The sequence below is a fragment of the Arcicella sp. GW458-12-2-14-TSB2 genome, from assembly GCF_059423785.1.
Genome location: NZ_JBWKYN010000036.1, coordinates 16,255 through 36,147, shown reverse-complemented (window position 1 = coordinate 36,147; position 19,893 = coordinate 16,255). Strand labels below are relative to the sequence as shown.

18 protein-coding genes are annotated in these 19,893 nt (G+C 35.2%); 10 read left to right on the top strand and 8 right to left on the bottom strand.

Annotation, left to right across the window (positions count from 1 at the left end):
- Positions 1-218: 218 nt before the first annotated feature.
- From AC07XN_RS07520 to AC07XN_RS07495, 6 genes are all read right to left on the bottom strand, one after another.
- Positions 219-1,244 carry a LacI family DNA-binding transcriptional regulator gene (locus tag AC07XN_RS07520; protein WP_494742588.1) on the bottom strand — a complete coding sequence of 342 codons (1,026 nt, stop codon included), beginning with the start codon at positions 1,242-1,244 and terminating at the stop codon, positions 219-221.
- Positions 1,245-1,449: 205 nt separating this feature from the next.
- The gene (locus AC07XN_RS07515) at positions 1,450-2,760 is read right to left on the bottom strand and encodes an oligosaccharide flippase family protein (protein WP_494742587.1); all 1,311 of its coding nucleotides are present in this window, start codon (positions 2,758-2,760) and stop codon (positions 1,450-1,452) included.
- Between the two features lie 208 nt (positions 2,761-2,968).
- Positions 2,969-3,568: an RNA polymerase sigma factor gene (locus AC07XN_RS07510; RefSeq protein ID WP_309924231.1), complete on the bottom strand. Its 600-nt coding sequence runs from the start codon at positions 3,566-3,568 to the stop codon at positions 2,969-2,971.
- A 279-nt stretch (positions 3,569-3,847) separates the two neighbouring features.
- On the bottom strand, positions 3,848-4,294 hold the full coding sequence (locus AC07XN_RS07505; RefSeq protein ID WP_309924228.1) for a hypothetical protein: 447 nt from the start codon (positions 4,292-4,294) through the stop codon (positions 3,848-3,850).
- 78 nt (positions 4,295-4,372) lie between these two features.
- Positions 4,373-4,798 (bottom strand): hypothetical protein, encoded by a 426-nt coding sequence (locus AC07XN_RS07500; RefSeq protein ID WP_494742586.1) that lies wholly within the window; start codon positions 4,796-4,798, stop codon positions 4,373-4,375.
- 35 nt (positions 4,799-4,833) lie between these two features.
- On the bottom strand, positions 4,834-5,268 hold the full coding sequence (locus tag AC07XN_RS07495; protein ID WP_494742585.1) for a hypothetical protein: 435 nt from the start codon (positions 5,266-5,268) through the stop codon (positions 4,834-4,836).
- 220 nt (positions 5,269-5,488) lie between these two features.
- Here AC07XN_RS07495 and ileS point away from each other — a divergent pair, with 220 nt between their 5' ends.
- Positions 5,489-8,887 (top strand): isoleucine--tRNA ligase, encoded by a 3,399-nt coding sequence (gene ileS / locus AC07XN_RS07490; protein WP_494742584.1) that lies wholly within the window; start codon positions 5,489-5,491, stop codon positions 8,885-8,887.
- 101 nt (positions 8,888-8,988) lie between these two features.
- On the opposite strand, the gene AC07XN_RS07485 is transcribed toward ileS, so the two are convergent.
- Positions 8,989-10,197: a hypothetical protein gene (locus tag AC07XN_RS07485; protein WP_309924222.1), complete on the bottom strand. Its 1,209-nt coding sequence runs from the start codon at positions 10,195-10,197 to the stop codon at positions 8,989-8,991.
- Between the two features lie 245 nt (positions 10,198-10,442).
- Here AC07XN_RS07485 and AC07XN_RS07480 point away from each other — a divergent pair, with 245 nt between their 5' ends.
- From AC07XN_RS07480 to AC07XN_RS07445, 8 genes are all read left to right on the top strand, one after another.
- A complete protein-coding gene (locus AC07XN_RS07480) occupies positions 10,443-11,069 on the top strand; it encodes an ABC transporter ATP-binding protein (RefSeq protein ID WP_309924219.1) in 627 nt (208 codons plus the stop codon).
- A gap of 3 nt (positions 11,070-11,072) precedes the next feature.
- On the top strand, positions 11,073-12,332 hold the full coding sequence (locus AC07XN_RS07475; RefSeq protein WP_494742583.1) for an ABC transporter permease: 1,260 nt from the start codon (positions 11,073-11,075) through the stop codon (positions 12,330-12,332).
- 169 nt (positions 12,333-12,501) lie between these two features.
- Complete coding sequence (locus AC07XN_RS07470) at positions 12,502-12,969, top strand: DUF3299 domain-containing protein (RefSeq protein ID WP_407654643.1); 468 nt, start codon at positions 12,502-12,504, stop codon at positions 12,967-12,969.
- A gap of 304 nt (positions 12,970-13,273) precedes the next feature.
- A complete protein-coding gene (locus tag AC07XN_RS07465) occupies positions 13,274-14,893 on the top strand; it encodes an acyl-CoA carboxylase subunit beta (RefSeq protein ID WP_494742582.1) in 1,620 nt (539 codons plus the stop codon).
- Positions 14,894-15,202: 309 nt separating this feature from the next.
- Positions 15,203-15,385: a 50S ribosomal protein L33 gene (rpmG, locus tag AC07XN_RS07460; protein WP_109742450.1), complete on the top strand. Its 183-nt coding sequence runs from the start codon at positions 15,203-15,205 to the stop codon at positions 15,383-15,385.
- Between the two features lie 121 nt (positions 15,386-15,506).
- A complete protein-coding gene (locus AC07XN_RS07455) occupies positions 15,507-15,659 on the top strand; it encodes a DUF4295 domain-containing protein (RefSeq protein WP_309924211.1) in 153 nt (50 codons plus the stop codon).
- A gap of 196 nt (positions 15,660-15,855) precedes the next feature.
- On the top strand, positions 15,856-16,827 hold the full coding sequence (gene ftsY / locus AC07XN_RS07450) for a signal recognition particle-docking protein FtsY (RefSeq protein ID WP_309924208.1): 972 nt from the start codon (positions 15,856-15,858) through the stop codon (positions 16,825-16,827).
- 8 nt (positions 16,828-16,835) lie between these two features.
- Positions 16,836-17,393, top strand: coding sequence for a carboxypeptidase regulatory-like domain-containing protein (locus tag AC07XN_RS07445; protein ID WP_309924205.1), 558 nt, complete (start codon positions 16,836-16,838; stop codon positions 17,391-17,393).
- Between the two features lie 74 nt (positions 17,394-17,467).
- Here the strand turns inward: AC07XN_RS07445 and AC07XN_RS07440 are convergent, their stop codons facing one another.
- On the bottom strand, positions 17,468-19,141 hold the full coding sequence (locus AC07XN_RS07440) for a glutamine--tRNA ligase/YqeY domain fusion protein (RefSeq protein ID WP_494742581.1): 1,674 nt from the start codon (positions 19,139-19,141) through the stop codon (positions 17,468-17,470).
- Between the two features lie 335 nt (positions 19,142-19,476).
- On the opposite strand from AC07XN_RS07440, the gene AC07XN_RS07435 reads away from it, so the two are divergent.
- Positions 19,477-19,761 (top strand): TIGR03643 family protein, encoded by a 285-nt coding sequence (locus AC07XN_RS07435; RefSeq protein ID WP_494742580.1) that lies wholly within the window; start codon positions 19,477-19,479, stop codon positions 19,759-19,761.
- The last annotated feature ends 132 nt before the right edge of the window (positions 19,762-19,893 follow it).

The window sequence follows — 19,893 nt, the reverse complement described above, 5'->3', positions numbered from 1 at the left end:
AATCTAATTTAAAAAAAATATATCATAAAATATTTCTATTGTTATATTTCAAAGACTCGCGATAATTCAGGATAAACAGAAAAAAAACGTATTTTGAAGGGTATCTGTTTTGAAGGCACAAAAACTAATTATTTACAGTGATTTTCTGTCCTTTTTTTAATAAGATTTTATCAAAAACAGGTCATAAATGAAAAACACATTTGATTTTACTTAATCCGTTAAGCAATTTCATGTTTAGAAGAAGAATCTCGTAAAATAATCGAGGCTGGTAAAATGTATTCTTTAGATAAATACTTGTCGGAATTCTCCATGTGAACCAACAAAGTATTAATCAATTGCTTAGACATTTCTTGGATGGGTTGTGCTATCGCTGAAATAGAAGGTTGGTGTATTCTAAACAAATCGTTATCATCAAATACCATAATACCGATTTCTTTCCCAATTTTTATTCTTTTTCGGTTTAATAACTCTATACCACTAATGGCTAGGTAGTTGGTTGCAAAAAATATGGCATCCACTGAGGGATTATCTATTAAAAACTGCCCTATTTCTTCGGTAATGTTTTCAATTTTAGCAGAAGAGTAGTCAAATTTCTTGATGATTGAAGGAATACGTTTTTCAAAAATAGCCTTCTCATAACCCAACAAACGGTCTATCATTTGTGCCTGCGAAGAATCAAGTGTGATGAGGGCAATGTTTTTATAGTTTTGGGCAATCAGGTGTTTTACGGCTTTATAAGCACTATCAAAATTATCCATTCCTACGTAGCTTACGTCAATGTCAGTACAATTTCTATCAAAAAGCACTACAGGTAAACCACTATTAATCAGTTGAGTAATATCGCTTTCTATTCCTTCCGTCGGCGTGATGATGTATCCATCCACGTTTCTTTCTCTAAAAGTATTGATTAGTTCTTTGGCTTTGGTAGGATTGTTTTTGGTACTGCTATAGATAATTTTATAACCGTTTTCGTAAGCGATATTCTCGATATTTCCCGCGACACTGGCAAAGAATGGATCGGCAATATCTTCAACGATTAATCCAATTACATTGGTTTTGCCTGTTCTTAAACTTTTAGCGAGGTGATTGGGCTTAAAATTGTTTTCTTCAACATACGCTAGTACTCTTTTGGTGAGTTCTTCACTAATGCGTTTTTCTTTGGCTTTGCCATTAAGGATATAGGAAACAGTTGCAGTAGAAATTTTTAACGTTTCGGCAACAGCCTTAATAGACATCTTTTTCATCGTACTTATAATTAAATTGATTGCTTATAAAATTGGATAAATATAAGACAAGTTAAACGATTATTTTAATTTATCGAACAGATATTACCTATAATTCAATCAAAGCAATACAAAGTAGTATGGAGAAGCATCACGCTGATGAATTACTATTAGGTTTTATGCCCCAGCTATTCATTAATATTTGTTACAATAAGTTAGCATATTTTTACTGTTTACCTCTGCCGAAAAGGTTAAAATTAGCAATAAGGTAGCGAAATGATTTTGCCGAAAAATTATCGAAGATAATTACTGTCAGTCCTTTGCTTCTCAGTACAAAATACCCCGAAATGAGGATAAAGGCTTCTACCGAAATATAGGCTACTACGGAAGCATAGTATTGTAAAACATTGATTAACAACAAGTTAATACCAACACTAACAATACCAGCAATCAGGGTGATATTCAGAATATACCTATCCAATTTTAAGCTTAACATGGTTTGGGCTTGAAACAAACTCAAACTTGATAAAATCGGGACAACGCATAAATATTGAAATACACCTATTGAGTCAAGGAATTTTTCACCAAAAATGAAGGAGACGATATATGGAGCTACTAGATAAAGAAAGACTGTTCCAAGGATAGTAATGAAGAACACCACAGGGATAATGTTTTGTACTAGTTCCAACCCTTTCTGAAGGTTAGCATTCATCTTATTGGCTATTTCAGGGAAGATAGATTGTGAAATAGGATTAATACAAACCGTTACGACGACTGTAATCAACCTTACCGCAGCGGAATAAATCCCGACACTTCTATCATCTAATAGAAAACCAATCAAGAAAACATTGGTAGTAGTATAAAGATTAATAACGATGGTAGAAACAAAATAGAAGCGTTCTTCTACCAACAAATCGATAATTCTTTGAAGTTTTATAAAGTAAAAAGTAAGGTTGTAGCGTTTCATGGCAATATAAAATGCCCATAATCCTGCTAGTATTTGCCCTAAGCTTGTAAGAATATTAAACCAGAAAAAAGATTGTGTATCGTGTACAACAAAGAAGATGGCTATAGAAGATGCTAATTTAAAACATAATGCAATGAGTGCCGCAGTTTGGATTTCTTGGATACCATGAAAAAACCAAGTCGGAAAAAATACACAACCCAATACAAAACTAAATGAATAAAAATGAAGTGCAAACTCTGAACGAAGGGTAGGAACAGACAAGGTACATACCAGAAATATGACGGTACTAATAACAAACAGGAAAATCTTGGTGGAGATAATTTCATTAAAGGTATCTACTAGCTGTTCAGGATTATCCTTTACGACTGAAATACGTTTGGTTCCTGTTGTATCAAAGCCATAATTAATCAGTAATAAAAAATAATTAATGTATGACTGTGAAAAATTTATTTTACCAGTATAAATAGGACCAATTGCCCTAAACACATACGGTATAACAACTAAAGGTAATACAAAACTAACTAATTGAAGGAGTAGTAAACCTCTAATATTCCTTAATACAACATTCATTTTTATAAGTTTGACAATAAAATAGCGGTTATGCGGAGAATTTAACCATCAAAGGTAAGCAAAACAAGCATAAACACTTACCATATTGCTATAGATTTATCTATGTCAATTCTTCTTAACAGTTTTTTGTTACAAACTTAGCTTAAATATTATAATTACGGACACGTATAGTTTTTTAATATTTTGTGAAGATTATTGATTTTAAGCATTAAAACATTTTTTTCCAATGGTTGGGGAATAATGCTCTTAGTGTAATTAATGCTTTTTGAAGATGGTTAGAAACGGATTGATTGTTAATATTCATTATATTAGCAATATCCGAATGACTAACGCCTTGATAAAATTTCAAGAAAAGTACTTCACGCTGACGTTTTGGTAATAGCTCTATTGCTTTTCGCATGCGTTGCTCATTTTGTGAATAGCGTTCATATTCGATTAAGCTATTTTCAATGGTTTCCTCATCTGTTAGGTTATCTTCATCATCAAAATTATCATATAGTACATTCCATTGATTCTTTCGCAATTGTGATATCAAGTTATTACGAGTAGCACGAACCAAGTAGATGGTCATCACATTTATTTCACCTACGATATTGCGTTTTTCCCATAGATATAAAAAGAGGTCTTGAATAACATCTTTGACCAATTCTCTGTCTTTCGTAATGTTCAGTCCATAGTTAAATAATATTCTATAATGGCTTTCACAAAGCTGTGCATACGCTTCCCTGCTCCCTAGCTTAGCTTGATTCCATAATTCGAGATAAAAATCATTAGATTTTGATAACGTTTCTAGCTGTTTATTTTCCATGACTGCTTAATTGATTAAGCAAATATAATAATAAAAATATTAAATAAAATAATTTTGCGATTTTTTAGCAAAGAATTTATTTCCATTGCTTATCCCCTTCTTTTGCATAGCCATGAAAATAAAAAATGCCATGTTAAAAGTGCGTTGGTTTTGTTGAAACGGCATAAATGCAAAAACTTCCTTTATAAAAAAACCTCTGCAAGTATTTATCTTGCAGAGGTAAAAACAGTATTTTGAATGCGTGATATGAGGTTAAACAATATTGTGGTAATCAAGCTATTATTTAGCTTTCACAAATTTGGTTACGTTAAAACAGTTTTCTACTACAAGCGTATCGTTCTCAATTTTTTGAACTGTCCAACCATCACACGCTATAGCGATACAAAGTACATTTGGACAAGGTTTAAAATCAGAAAAAGTAATTTTGTTATCTTTGAACGTGTATTTATTGCCAATCCAGCCACAACAATCTGCACCAGGCTTTCCATCACTTAAATAGTTGCCATCAGCTGTAAATTCAATGGTTGGTAAAGCAACTAATGTATTAATCGTTGTCCATTTGGCATCTGCCCCTTTATCTTTTTGCATATAAGTAGGGTTCCATTTTCCTACTAATTGATTAGCAGAAACTTTGGCTGAACTTTCTTTTCCGGGGGTTACTTCATCTACTGATTTACAAGAGCTAACCATTAAAAGTAATCCTAAACTTAATGTTAATAATTTCATGTTATTTAAAGTTTAAATTTTAATAAACTGTTTTTATAAAGACGTAGAATTTATTTTGATGGTTGGAATTGTCGTTTCTTATTTTACCCTGACAAATTGGTTTTTAGTAGAACATTGTTCTAACACCAACGTATCATTTTTCAGTTGATCTATTTTAAATGTACTACAAATAAAACCACAGTCAACCGTAGGGCAAATTTTTGGGTCTGAAAATGTAATTACTTTATCTGATAGGCTGTATTTATTTCCTGCAAAACAACAATCTCCTCCTGCCTTACCATCTCGCAAAAAATCTCCTTTTTTAGTAAACTCCCAAACAGAAGGTATTACAGCAGCAAAGGTTTGAGGCACGTACCAATCACTCCAAGTACCATCGGCTTTTTTTGATTGCATCTGCCCAGTAGATAGCCATTTATTAACCAAACTATTTGGGTCAATTTCTTCTTTTGATTTACATGATGCTAATATCGCAAGAAGTAAAATATAACAATATGGTGTTTTCATAATATTAATATCTAATTAAAATCTAACATTATTCATTATTGGGTTCTGTAAAACTCTTTTCTGATAGAACATTGTTCTAAGACTAAGGTATCTTTATGACTAAGTTTAAAAGTCCAATTAGTACAGCTTTTACAGAGTACGTTAGCACAAGGTGGTGCAAATGTACCAAAAGTAATATCCTGACCAGAGACTACATACTTATTACCAGCAAAACAACACGCTCCTCCATCTTTTCCATCTATCAGAAATTTACCATCCTTCGTAAATTCCCAAACAGATACAGGCACAGCAGCAAAAGTTAAGAGTGTATACCAGTAACTCCAAGTACCATCAGTATTTTGAGACTGTAGCCTTCCGCTATCAACCCACTTTCCTACCAAACCAGTTGGGTTTGGATCAATATTTTCTTTTGTTTTACAGGAAAATACCCATAAAAAAAGAAAAGCTAAGATGACAGAATGCTTTTTCATGCACTAAGATTAATTAAGAATAAACCCCTTGAGAATAAACTCTTTATAAAGACAAAATAATTGTGAAATAGGTTGGAATCTTATATTTTGTTTTCTTACAATTGTTTCCTTCCAAAAGCCAGTCATTTTTTGTACTTTTGCAGGAATTTTCTCAGCCTATTAGATAAAAACATCTCAACAGATAATTTTTAACAACGTAATAAACGAATTATAGTCCATAATGAATTTTAAAGAATATAAAAACCTTGACTATGGTCAGGTTGCAGACGAAATCCTTAAATTTTGGCAAGACGAAAAGATTTTTGAAAAGTCTATCGAAACCCGTGAGGGCAATCCAACTTTCACTTTCTATGAAGGGCCTCCTTCGGCAAATGGAACACCGGGTATTCACCACGTGATGGCTCGTGCGATTAAGGATATTTTCTGTCGTTATCAAACTTTAAAAGGCAAGCAAGTAAAACGTAAAGGCGGATGGGACACCCACGGTTTGCCAGTGGAATTACAAGTAGAAAAAGAATTAGGAATTACCAAAGACGATATTGGTAATCTTGAATCTCCAAAATATGTTTCGGTAGAAGAGTACAACAAGAAGTGTCGTGAAACGGTCATGAAATTTACTGACCAGTGGAACGATTTGACCGAAAAAATGGGCTATTGGGTGGATTTGGATAACCCATATATTACTTATGAAAACGATTATATCGAGTCGGTTTGGCATTTGTTGAAAACCCTTTACGAAAAAGGATTATTATACAAAGGCTATACGATTCAGCCGTATTCGCCAGCAGCAGGAACGGGGCTTTCTTCGCACGAGCTTAACCAGCCGGGTTGTTATCGTGAAGTAAAAGATACTTCGTTGACAGCTCAATTTAAAGTAAAACTGACGGGCAAATCAGGCTTTTTGTTTGATGGTGCTAATAGTGACAATATTTATATTTTAGCTTGGACGACTACCCCTTGGACTTTACCTGCGAACTCAGCTTTAACGGTGGGTAAAAATATAGAATATTCTTTAATTAAATCTTTCAACCCTTACACTTACGAACCCGTAAACGTAGTGTTGGCCAAAGATTTGGTTGGAAAATATTTCAACGAAAAAGGTAAAGATGGTGATTTTTCGAAATACAATGATGGAGATAAAATCATTCCTTGGAAAGAAGTATTCAGTTTCAAAGGGAATTTCCTAGAAGGCATTGAATATGAGCAATTAATGCCTTATGTTCAGCCTGAAAGTGCTGCTTTCAGAGTAATCATTGGTGATTTCGTTACGACAGAAGATGGTACTGGAGTAGTTCATACTTCTCCGACCTTTGGTGCAGACGACTTTAGAGTGGCTCAGCAAAATGGTATTCCTTCTATTTTTGTCAAAGACGAGACTGGTAAAGAAGTACCAATTGTCAATCGCCAAGGTCGTTTTGTAGCTGAAATTACTGATTATGCCAACGAGCCTGTAAAAGAAGCTTATTTATCAGATGAAGAAAAAGAAGAGCAACGTATCAAACAAGGAAGAGATAAATATCTATCTGTTGACGAACGCATTGCTATTCAATTGAAAACGGAGAACAAAGCGTTCAACGTTCAGAAATTTGATCACTCTTATCCACACTGTTGGAGAACAGATAAACCTGTATTATACTATCCATTGGATTCTTGGTTTATCCGTACGACGGCAGTAAAAGATAAAATGATTGCCCTAAACAATACCATCAACTGGAAACCAGAATCTACGGGTACTGGTCGTTTTGGTAATTGGTTAGAAAACTTAGTAGATTGGAATTTATCTCGTTCAAGATATTGGGGTACTCCCCTACCAATCTGGCGTTCGGAAGATGGCGAAGACGTTTGTATAGGTTCTCTAAAAGAACTAGAAAACAGCATAACGCATGCTTTGAAAGATGATGTACTATCAGCAGAACAACGTGCAGCTAACGAGAAGTTTTTAGACTTATTAAAAGCAGGTACTGAAGACTTACACCGTCCGTTTGTAGATGAAGTATATTTGGTTTCAGCTTCGGGTAAAGTAATGACGCGCGAAACAGACCTTATCGACGTTTGGTTTGATTCTGGAGCGATGCCTTATGCTCAATGGCATTATCCGTTCGAGAACAAAGATATTTTTGATAAATCTTATCCAGCCGATTTTATCTCGGAAGGTGTTGATCAAACACGTGGTTGGTTCTTTACCTTGCATGCTATTTCGGCAATGGTTTCTGATTCTGTTGCTTTCAAAAACGTTGTTTCTACAGGTTTGGTATTGGATAAAAATGGTAACAAAATGTCTAAACGTTTAGGCAATGCTGTTGACCCATTTGAAACCTTGAAGAAATACGGTGCAGACCCAACGCGTTGGTATATGATTACGAATGCACAACCTTGGGATAACCTTAAATTTGATTTAGCAGGTATTACCGAAGTACGTAACAAATTCTTTGGAACGCTTACGAATACGTATAATTTCTTTGCTTTGTATGCCAATTTAGATGGCTATACGCCAACAGGAAAACTTGATAAAAGCATTGCCACAGAGCTTGACCAATGGATTTTATCAAAATTACAAACCTTGATAAAAGAAGTAGACGAAGCCTACAATACTTATGAACCAACCAAAGCAGGACGTGCCATCCAAGAGTTTGTGGGTGACCATCTTTCTAACTGGTATGTACGTTTAGGAAGAAGACGCTTCTGGAAGGGCGAGGTTACGGCAGACAAACAATCAGCTTATGAAACATTAGCATATTGTTTGAAAACAATTGCTCAGTTGATGTCACCAATTGCTCCTTTTTACGGTGATTGGTTATATAAAAACTTAACTGATACTGAAACAAGTACGGACGTATCTGTTCACTTGACGAACTTCCCGAAAGTACAGCACGAATGGATTAATACTGAATTGGAAACTTCGATGGACTTGGCTCAAAGAATTTGTTCTTTGATTCACTCTTTAAGAAAAACCAATCGTATTAAAGTACGTCAGCCATTATCGAAGATTTTAATTCCGATATTGAGCGAGCAAACACGTGAACAAATCCGTCATGTAGACGAATTGATTAAGACAGAGGTAAACATCAAAGCAGTTGAATACTTAAATGATGCGTCGGGCGTATTGTCGAAAAAAGTAAAACCAAACTTTAAAGCATTAGGCCCTAAATTCGGTAAAGACATGAAAGCAGTTGCTGCTGTAATTACTGCAATGACTGCTGAAGACTTGAAAGCTTTAGAGGAAAACAAGACGATAATTCTTGATGCTTATACGATTGCCCTAGAGGACGTTGAAATCCAAACAGAAGATTTACCAGGATACTTAACGGCTTCCGACGCAGGTATCACGGTGGCATTAGACATCAATATTACACCTGAGCTGAAACAAGAAGGTATCGCTCGCGATTTTGTGAATCGTATCCAGAACTTACGTAAAGATTCAGGTTTTGAAGTAACCGATAAAATCAGCATTCAATTACTTGATTCAGATGCCGAAGTAACGGCTGGCGTTGTAACCTTCAAAGACTTTATCAGTCAAGAAGTACAAGCACTTTCGCTAGAAGTAGTCAACGAATTAGCCGACGGACAAGATGTTGAATTTGAAGAATTGACTTTGACAGTGAAAGTTACAGTAGTGTAGTTCGAGTTTACAACTCAAAAAATAGAAAGGGAAGTTTTCATTGATGAAGACTCCCCTTTTTTGTTTAAATTACTTTTTCTTAATACGCCTTAAAAGTCACCTTATTGTTTCCCAAGTGCATAGCTAAGTATAAACGAAATCTTTTGGATATCGCCAGTAATATAAACAAAAGAGCTAAGCCCTGCATCTGTTTTGCTATAAGCTAATTCAAAATTCATTTTATTGAGCTTTGTACCTATACCCAATTGATACCCCATTGAGCTACTCAATCCTTGGTAAACAAAATCTGTATTTTTTTCAGCTAATCTCTTTTCTAACGATAGTCCTGCGTTAAGGTACACATCAATCTTTTTAGGTACATTTTTATAAAAGGAATATTGAGGGCCTAAATAAATGCCTAAATACGAAGTATTAGTAGGTACATTGTAGCTTTGATACAACCTTATATCCTCCTCATAATGGTTATATAACAAATCTATTTTCACACCTAATCTTCTTCTTTTAGAAGGCAATTCAAATAATGCCCCTACTCCAATTGAAGCCGATTTTAAGCCCGATTTGTTATAGTTTTCTTCATAATATGATAGATTTCGATCTACATTATAACTATACGTTCCCAGAGCAGCACGTAAAAAGAAGGTAGTTTTAAACTTTTCTTTTTTTGATACCTCAATAGGTTTACTATCGCCAAAAAAAGTATTATACTTCATTATTAGGGGCATTAGCGCTGCTTCTCTATATTGATATTTAAATATTAATCCCGAATAGTTCGAACAGTCTTCACACAGTTCATAAAGTTGTTTATTATAGATATCAAGGTGTACTTCATAATTACCAGAATTATTCTTTCTTATAAAACGGTGGTCAACAAGCTCTTGAATAGTATCATTTAACTTTTCGATAAAAAAGTGTTCTTTGTTATTATTGTCTTGTAAATAATATAAACTTATCCTTCCTTTTACCAATTGTTTCAAAAACAAAGTGGTATCAACAAGTTCTCTATCGTAGGTTTCTAATAGTTTACCCTGTTGATGGGGTGTAATGTCTAAGGATATTTTTTTTCGCACATAAGTCGCCTCATTTTGTACAACAAAGCTTTGTATTTTGCTTATATCATACTTAACCATTTTTAGGTTTTGATCTTTAAATGTAATTTGTGAAGGAGCTTTTACCCATTTTTTATTATCAATTTCACCCCTGATGGTATCGCCAGTATTATTAATAATGTAGCCTGCCATAAACTCTTTTTGAGCGTTGATAGAGTAGTGGGATAGAACTGTAAAGAATAAAGCAAATAGAAGTTTTTTCATTGAATTGTTTTGAATATAGAATTAACGGTTTTAAATGCTAGACTGAACTTATTAAATATTGCAATTTGTGGTCTTATAAATTTCGGTTAAAGCTAAATGATAATTGAAATAAAAGCAACTTAATTAATTATGAATAGTTAGATTAACAAATCCCTATTAATTTCTCATTTCCACAATATTAAACTATCCCCCAAATTTCTTGCAATATCATTGCATTAGCTATCTTTGTATAAAACATCAACAGCATGATAGCTACGCAAAACCTTACCTTCTCGTATTCTTCTGAAAAGAGCTTTGCTTTTCCAGATTTTTCCTGTGCCGACCGTGAAACAATGCTTATTTTGGGTAAGTCGGGTAAAGGCAAAACAACCTTTTTACATTTAATGGCTCTTTTACTAAAACCAACAGGGGGTAAAATCCAGATTAATAACCAAGAAATTAGTGATTTATCTGTCGGTTCAGCAGCAGACTTCAGGGCAAAAAATGTAGGTATTATTTATCAAAAACCTCATTTTGTTCATTCTCTCACTGTATTAGAAAACTTACTGTTAACGAACTATCTAGCAGGGAAATCTCAAGCAAAAGACCTTGCCAAACACCTAGCCGAAAGTTTAGGTTTCGCCGAACATCTTCATAAAAAAACTACTCAATTATCACAGGGTGAACAACAACGTGTTAGCATCGCCAGAGCCTTGATGAATAAACCTTCTGTGATTTTAGCTGATGAACCAACATCTAGTTTGGATGATGACAATTGCTTAAAAGTGGTGGATTTATTAAAAAAACAAATTGAGGAAATTGGAGCAAGTTTGGTAGTAGTAACCCATGACCAACGCTTGAAAGATGTGGTTGAAAAACGTATAAATTTATAGCAAATGAACTTACTAAAAATATCTTGGAGTAACCTAAAAGACAAACCCCTTACTAGCTTTTTAAGTATCTTATTGATGGCACTGGGTATTGCTATTATTTCGTTATTACTCTTGGCAGGGAAGCAATTAGAAGAAAAATTTACCCGCAATGTAGCTGGGATAGATATGGTAGTGGGTGCAAAGGGTAGTCCACTACAATTGATTTTAGCTAGTATTTATCAAATTGATGCTCCGACGGGAAATATTTCTTTAGACGAAGCCAATAGGCTAACCCGTAATCCTTTGGTAAAATCAGCGATTCCATTATCAATGGGCGATAGTTATCAAGGGTATAGAATAGTAGGCTCTAACGAAAAATACCTTCAACATTTTGAAGCAACATTTGAATCAGGCAAAGTTTTTTCTGAACCCATGGAAATGGTATTAGGTGCGAAAGTGGCTAAAAATTTAGCATTAAAGGTTGGTGATACTTTTGCTTCGCAACACGGCTATGACAAAGAAGGCGATGTGCATGAAGAAAAGAAGTTTAAAGTAGTGGGTATTCTAAAAAATACTAATTCTGTTCTCGACCAATTAATGGTTACGCCACTTGAGAGTGTTTGGGCAGTTCATGACGAGCATCATGAAGAAGAAGTGGGTAAAGGAGCAAATGCATTGAAATTATTAGAAGAAGACACTTCTCCTACTACCGATGACGGACATCACCATGAAGAAGAATCTAAAGAGATAACCTCGATGTTGATAAAATTCAGAAATCCTGCAATGGGTATGATGATGGCAAGAAGTATCAATCAAAATACCACGATGCAAACGGCTTCGCCTGCTATTGAAATCAATCGCTTGTTTGCTTTGATGGGCTTTGGAATCGATACCCTCAAAATCATTGCCTTGGTTATCATCATCGTTTCTGGTTTAAGTGTATTTGTATCGCTTTATAATTCGCTCAAAGAGCGAAAATATGAAATGGCATTGATGCTTTCAATGGGTGCTAGCAGAACCAAACTATTCTTCTTATTATTGCTTGAAGGATTGATTATCAGCTCAATCGGATTTGTGATTGGTATTGCTTTAAGTAGACTGGGATTGTGGTTAATGTCGAAAAACGTCGAACAAAATTTTCATTATGACTTCAACGTTTTATCTTTGCTAACAGAAGAATTATGGTTGTTCATTGGGGCATTAGTAATTGGGCTATTGGCGGCAGCTATTCCTTCATTAGGAATCTACAAAATAGATATTTCAAGAACTTTGGCGGATGAGTAATTATCAGATATAATAAAATATTCCCGCTGATTTATGCAGAAAAAATACGCTGATGGCGCAGATTAATCCGCGAGAATCAGCGATTAAAAATCGCTAAAATCTGCGGGAAAAACTAACATAAAAATCAACAAAAAAGCTAAAAGCCCAAGGCTGATAGCATACAACTAAAATGAAAATCAAGACTTTAATCACATTCAGTGCTTTGTTGTTGACTTTGATGTCGGCAACTCCTATGAAAAAACCAGTTGCTCTGCCTTCGGAGAAACTTACTTGGGATATTTTGAAAGACGTGGTATTTAAGAAAAAATGGTACCCGCAAGAATCTATTTTTATGCTATACCCTACTTTTGGACCAGCTGTAAAGAAATTAGAAAACAAGGAGGTTATCATCAAAGGCTATGTAATTCCTGTTGATGCTGCTACTAATATGTATGTGCTTTCAGCATTTCCTTACAGTCAGTGTTTTTTCTGTGGAGGTGCAGGACCAGAGTCAGTAATGTCGCTAAAGCCTAAAAAGGGAGCTTCGCATAAATATAAAACTGACGAGATGCATACTTTTAAGGGTAAGCTAAAATTGAATGCTGATGATATCTATGAAATGAATTACATTTTAGAAGAAGCAGATTTAGAAGAATAACATAATCTACTATACAGAAGCCAGAGGAAGCTATTTCTCTGGCTTTTTTTATGCCTAACCTACTCCACAAAAGTTTTTTATTTTTTATTTAACCAAATAATATTTGGACGAGTAAATCAATCTCCATCACATTAAGGTTTAAATAGTGTTTTATCAACATAACACATCCACATTTACAGCTAATAACCAAATATTTTATCAAATCCATACTTTTCTCAAAAATTACATTATCAAAAAATAATTGTAAATTATCAAAAAATAGTACTATTTATATTCATCAATAATCTCAAATCATCATCATACTATGGCTGTAAACAATAAGGAATTTCATCAACAATTGCTTACAGAAATGAAGCAACGATTGGATAAAATAAAAGAAGGAGGAGGACTAAAAAATGTACAAAAACAACATGAACGAGGTAAATTAGTCGCCCGAGAACGCATTAATTATTTAATAGATACTGACACTGAATTTCAGGAAATTGGGGCATTTGTGGGCTACGAAATGTACGAAGAATACGGTGGTTGCCCCGCAGGAGGAACCGTTGGCGGACTAGGCTATATTGCTGGGCAATTGTGCGTAATTGTAGCTAATGACCAAACGGTAAAAGCTGGTGCATACTTTCCAATTACAGGTAAAAAGAACCTTCGTTTCCAAGAAATAGCCATGCAAAACCAATTACCAATTATTTATTTGGTAGATAGTGCAGGTGTATTTTTACCCATGCAAGATGAGATTTTCCCAGACAAAGAACATTTTGGGAAAGTATTCTATAATAACTCTGTAATGAGTGCTATGGGAATCACTCAAATATCCGCCGTATTAGGCAGTTGTGTGGCTGGTGGAGCATATTTACCCATTATGTCAGATGAAACCTTGATGGTGACAGGACAAAGCTCTATTTTTTTAGCAGGCCCTTATTTAGTAAAGGCTGCTATTGGTGAAGAAATCGATGCCGAGACCTTAGGAGGAGCCAATACGCATAATGCTATTTCGGGCAATGCTGATTATCAGTTTGACAGTGAACAAGAATGTCTTGACCAAATAAAAAGGACTATCAGCAAACTAGGGAAATTTGAAAAGGCGGGTTTTAATAGAAGTACGCCAAAAGCTCCAACCAAGCATTTGGAAGAAATACTTGATATTCTCCCTGAGCTTAGAACCAAACCTTATGATATGCGTGAAATCATTGAACGGTTGGTGGATGACTCTGAGTTTGATGAGTTTAAAAAAGATTACGGCAAGACTATCCTTTGTGGCTACGCTCGTATTGATGGATGGGCTGTCGGCATTGTGGCGAATCAACGATTAGTCATTAAAAACACGAAGGGTGAGGTACAAATTGGGGGTGTTATTTACAACGATTCAGCAGATAAAGCAGCACGCTTTATCATGAATTGTAATCAAAAGAAAATCCCCTTGGTTTTCTTACAAGACGTAACGGGTTTTATGGTGGGTAGTCGTTCAGAACATTCGGGCATTATCAAAGATGGAGCCAAAATGGTAAATGCTGTTTCTAATTCTGTTGTCCCTAAAATCACGATTATCATTGGCAATTCTTACGGTGCAGGCAATTATGCCATGTGTGGAAAAGCTTTCGACCCTCGCTTTATTTATGCTTGGCCAAGTGCTAAAATTGCGGTAATGGGTGGCGAGCAAGCAGCCCAAACTTTATTACAAACTCAGGTAGCATCCATGAAAGCCAAAGGCAAGGTAATTACGAAAGAGGAAGAAGAGACCATTTTGAAAGGCATCAAAGATAAATATAATACGCAAACCACGCCGTATTATGCTGCTGCCCGCTTGTGGGTTGATGAAATTATCGACCCTCTGACTACAAGGAGTATTATTTCAACCAGTATTCAGGCAGCTGACCACTCTCCAATTACGAAGGACTTTAAAATGGGACTTTTACAAGTTTAGATAACGAGCAAATAGCTATTAAAAATAGCTTTGGTGGTGAAAATTGTCCTAAGCTCTTGAAAATTATGTTCTTGAAAATGATAAGGTTTAAGCATAAATTGGGTTAAAAAGGGGTAAAATTGGCTATTTTTCACATTCTATCAATATTTATTAAAAACTTTTGAAAACATATTTGTCTAAAACTCAAACATTTACTACCTTTGCAGTCCTGTTTCAAAGACACATCTTCGTTTTTCAGTTTGATTGGGTTGTAATTTACTGATAATCAATAGAAAACGATTTTTTATAACCAATTAAGCAAACAAAGCAATGGCTAAGAAAGGCAATAGAATCCAAGTGATTTTGGAATGTACTGAGCAAAAAACTTCAGGCGTTCCAGGGATGTCTCGTTACATCACTAAGAAAAACCGTAAAAACACTACAGCTCGTTTAGAGTTAAAGAAATACAATCCTTTCTTGAAGAAAGTGACTGTTCATAAAGAAATTAAGTAATTCATTTAGTTGTCAATTACAAGTTATCAAGTCTGTGTTATCGTAATTGATGGGTTTGCTCATCAGTTAAGTTGCAGTCAGTCGATAACTCAAAACGGATAACAATAACTTATACAAAGAAATGGCAAAGAAAGTAGTTGCAACCCTTAAGAAAGAAGGTGGCGTAAAATACGCAAAAATCGTTAAAGCAGTGAAAAACCCTGCTACTGGTGCTTACACATTCAAAGAAGAAATCGTTCTTCAAGATGAAGTAGCAGCAGCGTTGAAAGGTTAATTCTTTCGACTTTAAAGAAAGTCCCCTATCTAAATAAAGTTAGGGGACTTTTTTTGTTTTATATTTGGGGAACTAGTTGTTGCTTATTTAATATTAGTTTAAAGAGAAAAAATTGGGTAATTTCAGCTAATGATATTTAACATCCAACGCTTGACTGCTACAAACCAAAACGATAACTGAAAACTGATAACCAAACATGGGCTTATTTGATTTTTTTAAGAAAAAAGAAACCTTAAATACCGAAGAAAAAGAAACACTTGACAAAGGATTAGAAAAAACCAAAGAAGGTCTTTTTTCTAAATTGAGTAGAGCGGTAGTCGGCAAATCGAAAGTCGATGAGGAGGTATTAGATGAATTAGAAGAAATTTTAATCTCTTCGGATGTAGGTGTTGATACAACCCTTAAAATTATCCGTAGAATTGAAGAACGTGTAGCCAGAGACAAGTTTGTAACAACAACTGAGCTTGATGGTCTTCTGAGAGAAGAAATTGCTGAGTTATTGGCACAGAATAAGTCAGAAGATGTATCTGATGCCTTTAAAGCTCATACTAAGCCTTATGTAATTATGGTAGTGGGCGTAAATGGTGTTGGTAAAACAACAACTATTGGTAAGTTGGCTTCACAATTCCACAAGGCAGGTAATAAAGTAATATTAGGGGCTGGAGATACCTTTAGAGCTGCCGCTGTCGACCAGCTTAAATTATGGGGACAAAGAGTAGGCGTAACCGTAATAGACCACGGAATGAATAGCGACCCTGCCTCTGTAGCCTACGACACCGTAAAGCAGGCTGTAGAGCAAAATGCTGACGTAGTAATCATTGATACTGCTGGACGCTTACACAATAAAGTAAACTTGATGAACGAACTTTCTAAAATCAAGCGTGTAATGCAGAAGTTTTTGCCTGATGCTCCCCACGAAATTTTATTAGTGCTTGATGGCTCGACAGGACAAAATGCCTTTATTCAGGCACAAGAGTTTACAAAAACAACTGATGTAACGGCTTTGGCTATTACTAAATTGGATGGAACTGCCAAAGGTGGCGTAGTTATTGGAATTTCTGACCAGTTTAAAATTCCTGTGAAATACATTGGCGTTGGTGAAAAGATAGAAGATTTACAGGTTTTCAATAAAAAAGAGTTTGTTGATTCATTATTCAAAAGAAAATAATCTTTGATATGATCAAAGTTAAAATCTTCATACTTATTCTTGGGTGCCTTTCGATGATTGGTGCTTTTGGACAGAAGACCAAGAAAAAATTGAAAAGGAAAAATACGCTTCCTGCTTCTGTACAAAAGGCTATTATCAATCCCGACTCTCCTACTGGCACCAAACCAATTACTATTGAACCTGCTTTGGTTCAGCAAGGAATCTGTGGCACTATTTTCTGGAAATCTGGAAACATGATGCCTTCGCCTGATAGACCTACTCCTAAAGCAAAACCTGTCCAACGAGAATTAGTAGTGTACGATTTGACGAATACCGCTGAGACTACTCGTGAAAATGGGTTTTATCAAACTATTGCTACCAAATTTATTAAAAGTGTGAAGTCTGACGAAGAAGGGAAGTTCTGTGTTGATTTAGAAGAAGGACGTTACTCATTATTTATTCGTGAAGGAAATAAAGGCTTGTATTCAAATTTGTTTGATGGAGATGGAAACATTTTTCCCATTAAGGTAAGTAAAGACAAAATATCTATCACTGTTTTTACGATTGACTATCAAGCTTCATATTAAAAAAAGGAAAGGTGAAAACATTGCTAATAAGCATCTGTTTTCACCTTTCCTTTTTTATTAACAAACCTCAAACCCTACTTTCCTTTTTCTTTTACCCAAGTATCTTTCAAGCCCACTGTTCTGTTGAATACCAAATGTTCGGCTGTTGAATCTGTGTCTAAACAGAAATAACCTTTGCGCATAAATTGGTAATTCGTTCCTATTTGTGCTTCTTTCAAACTTGGTTCTACAAAAACTTCTGGAATAACCGTCAGAGAATCTGGATTGATAAATTTCTTGAAGTCGTCTCCTACTTGCGAAGCATCTTCCAAAATCAATAGTCTATCGTATATACGCACTTCCGCTTTGATAGCATGTGGTACAGATACCCAGTGAATAGTACCTTTTACATGAAGACCTGAAGTATCAGCACCTGAACGGCTTTCTGGAATATAGCTACAATGTAATTCGGTAATATTGCCAAATTCATCTTTTACAAAATCATCACATTGGATGATATAAGCTCCTTTTAAACGTACCATCAAGCCTGGCCCCAAACGGAAGAATTTCTTCATCGGAACTTCCATAAAGTCATCTTGTTCGATATAAATCTCACGACTGAATGGCACAATACGGCTTCCCGCATTTTCGTCCTCTGGATTATTTTCTACGTGTAGTTCTTCTACTTGTCCTTCAGGATAATTGGTAATTACTACCTTCAATGGCTCTAACACAGCCATTACTCGGGTAGCAAGTTTGTTCAAATCTTCTCTAACACAGTAGTCTAATACACCTACATCAATCAAATTATCTCTTTTGGCCACACCGATTTTTTCGCAAAAATTACGAATTGACGCTGGTGTAAAGCCACGACGACGCAATGCCGAAATAGTTGGCATACGTGGGTCGTCCCAACCATTTACAATACCTTCGTTGACTAATTGTAGCAATTTTCGTTTACTCATTACTGTATGAGTAAGGTTCAATCTTGCAAATTCGTATTGATGTGAAGGATAAATTCCGAGCTTTTCAATAAACCATTCGTACAAAGGACGGTGAACATCAAATTCTAACGTACAAATAGAATGGGTAATTTCTTCGATAGAATCTGACTGACCATGTGCAAAATCGTACATTGGATAAATACACCAAGCATCGCCCGTGCGGTGATGTGGCGCATGTTTGATACGATACATCAGCGGGTCGCGCATGTGCATATTCGGGTGAGCCATATCAATTTTAGCTCTTAGTACTTTAGCCCCATCTTCAAACTCACCAGCACGCATTCTACTGAATAAATCTAAATTTTCGTCTATGCTACGGTAACGGTATGGGCTATCTTCACCTGCGAAATTAGGATTCCCTTTTTGTGACGCAATTTGTTCAGATGTTTGGTCATCTACATAAGCCAACCCTTTTTTGATAAGCTCTACTGCAAAATTATATAAGGTTTCAAAATAATCAGAAGCATACAATTCTTCTCCTGCCCAATCAAACCCAAGCCAGCGAACATCTGCTTTGATAGAATCTACGTATTCAGTCTCTTCCTTTTCAGGGTTTGTATCATCAAAACGAAGGTTAGTTTGTCCACCATATTTAGCAGCCAAGCCAAAATTCAAGCATATTGATTTAGCGTGCCCAATGTGTAAATATCCATTAGGCTCAGGTGGAAAACGAGTCAAAACACGTCCTCCGTGTTTGCCCGCTTGTAAATCTTCTTCTACAATTTGTTCAAGGAAATTAAGTGATTTTTTTTCTTCTTCTGCCATAAGCTTAATCGTTATCAATTTGTTGGTTCTCGCATATTAGCACTTGTTTTGCTAATTAACAAAATCGTGACAAGACTATCTTACGAAATTACGGATTTTTTAGGGAATGAATCAGAGTTTTCTAGCAAATCAGATTTTAAAAACATTTTTTAACTCAGAAAGTTATAAAGTGGGGCTGTGGGCCATTAACTTTTAGCAAGCCGATTTCTATTGTACTACTTCCCAACTCATCGTCTTTATATTATACAATGTGTTATCAGTTTTGGATAATCATTCCAAAAACTCATCGAATCATTCACTCAATCAGAACTAACTAATTCCCCTTTACAATACAAATGAAAGCTTTATTATTAAATGAGCAAGACATCGATAGAATTATAGAGATGGCTTGGGAAGACCGAACTACCTTTGATGCTATTTTCATACAATTCGGATTAAAAGAACAAGAGGTAATAGCACTTATGCGCCGAGAAATGAAGGCGTCGTCTTGGCGAATGTGGCGTGAAAGAGTACAAGGAAGAGCGACCAAACACCTTGCAAAAAGCCTTGTTGACCATACACGATTTAAATGTACGCGACAAAGAAAAATTTCTCTGAACAAAATTTCTAAGCGAAAGTAAGCATTTATACAAAATAAGATTCTGTTTTGCACTTTTCTGTTTTTAGCATATAAATTCTGTTTTCACAGAATTTTATGAATAGATAGGTATATAATTGCCGAATAATAAAAATATTATTCTAAAAAATAGCTT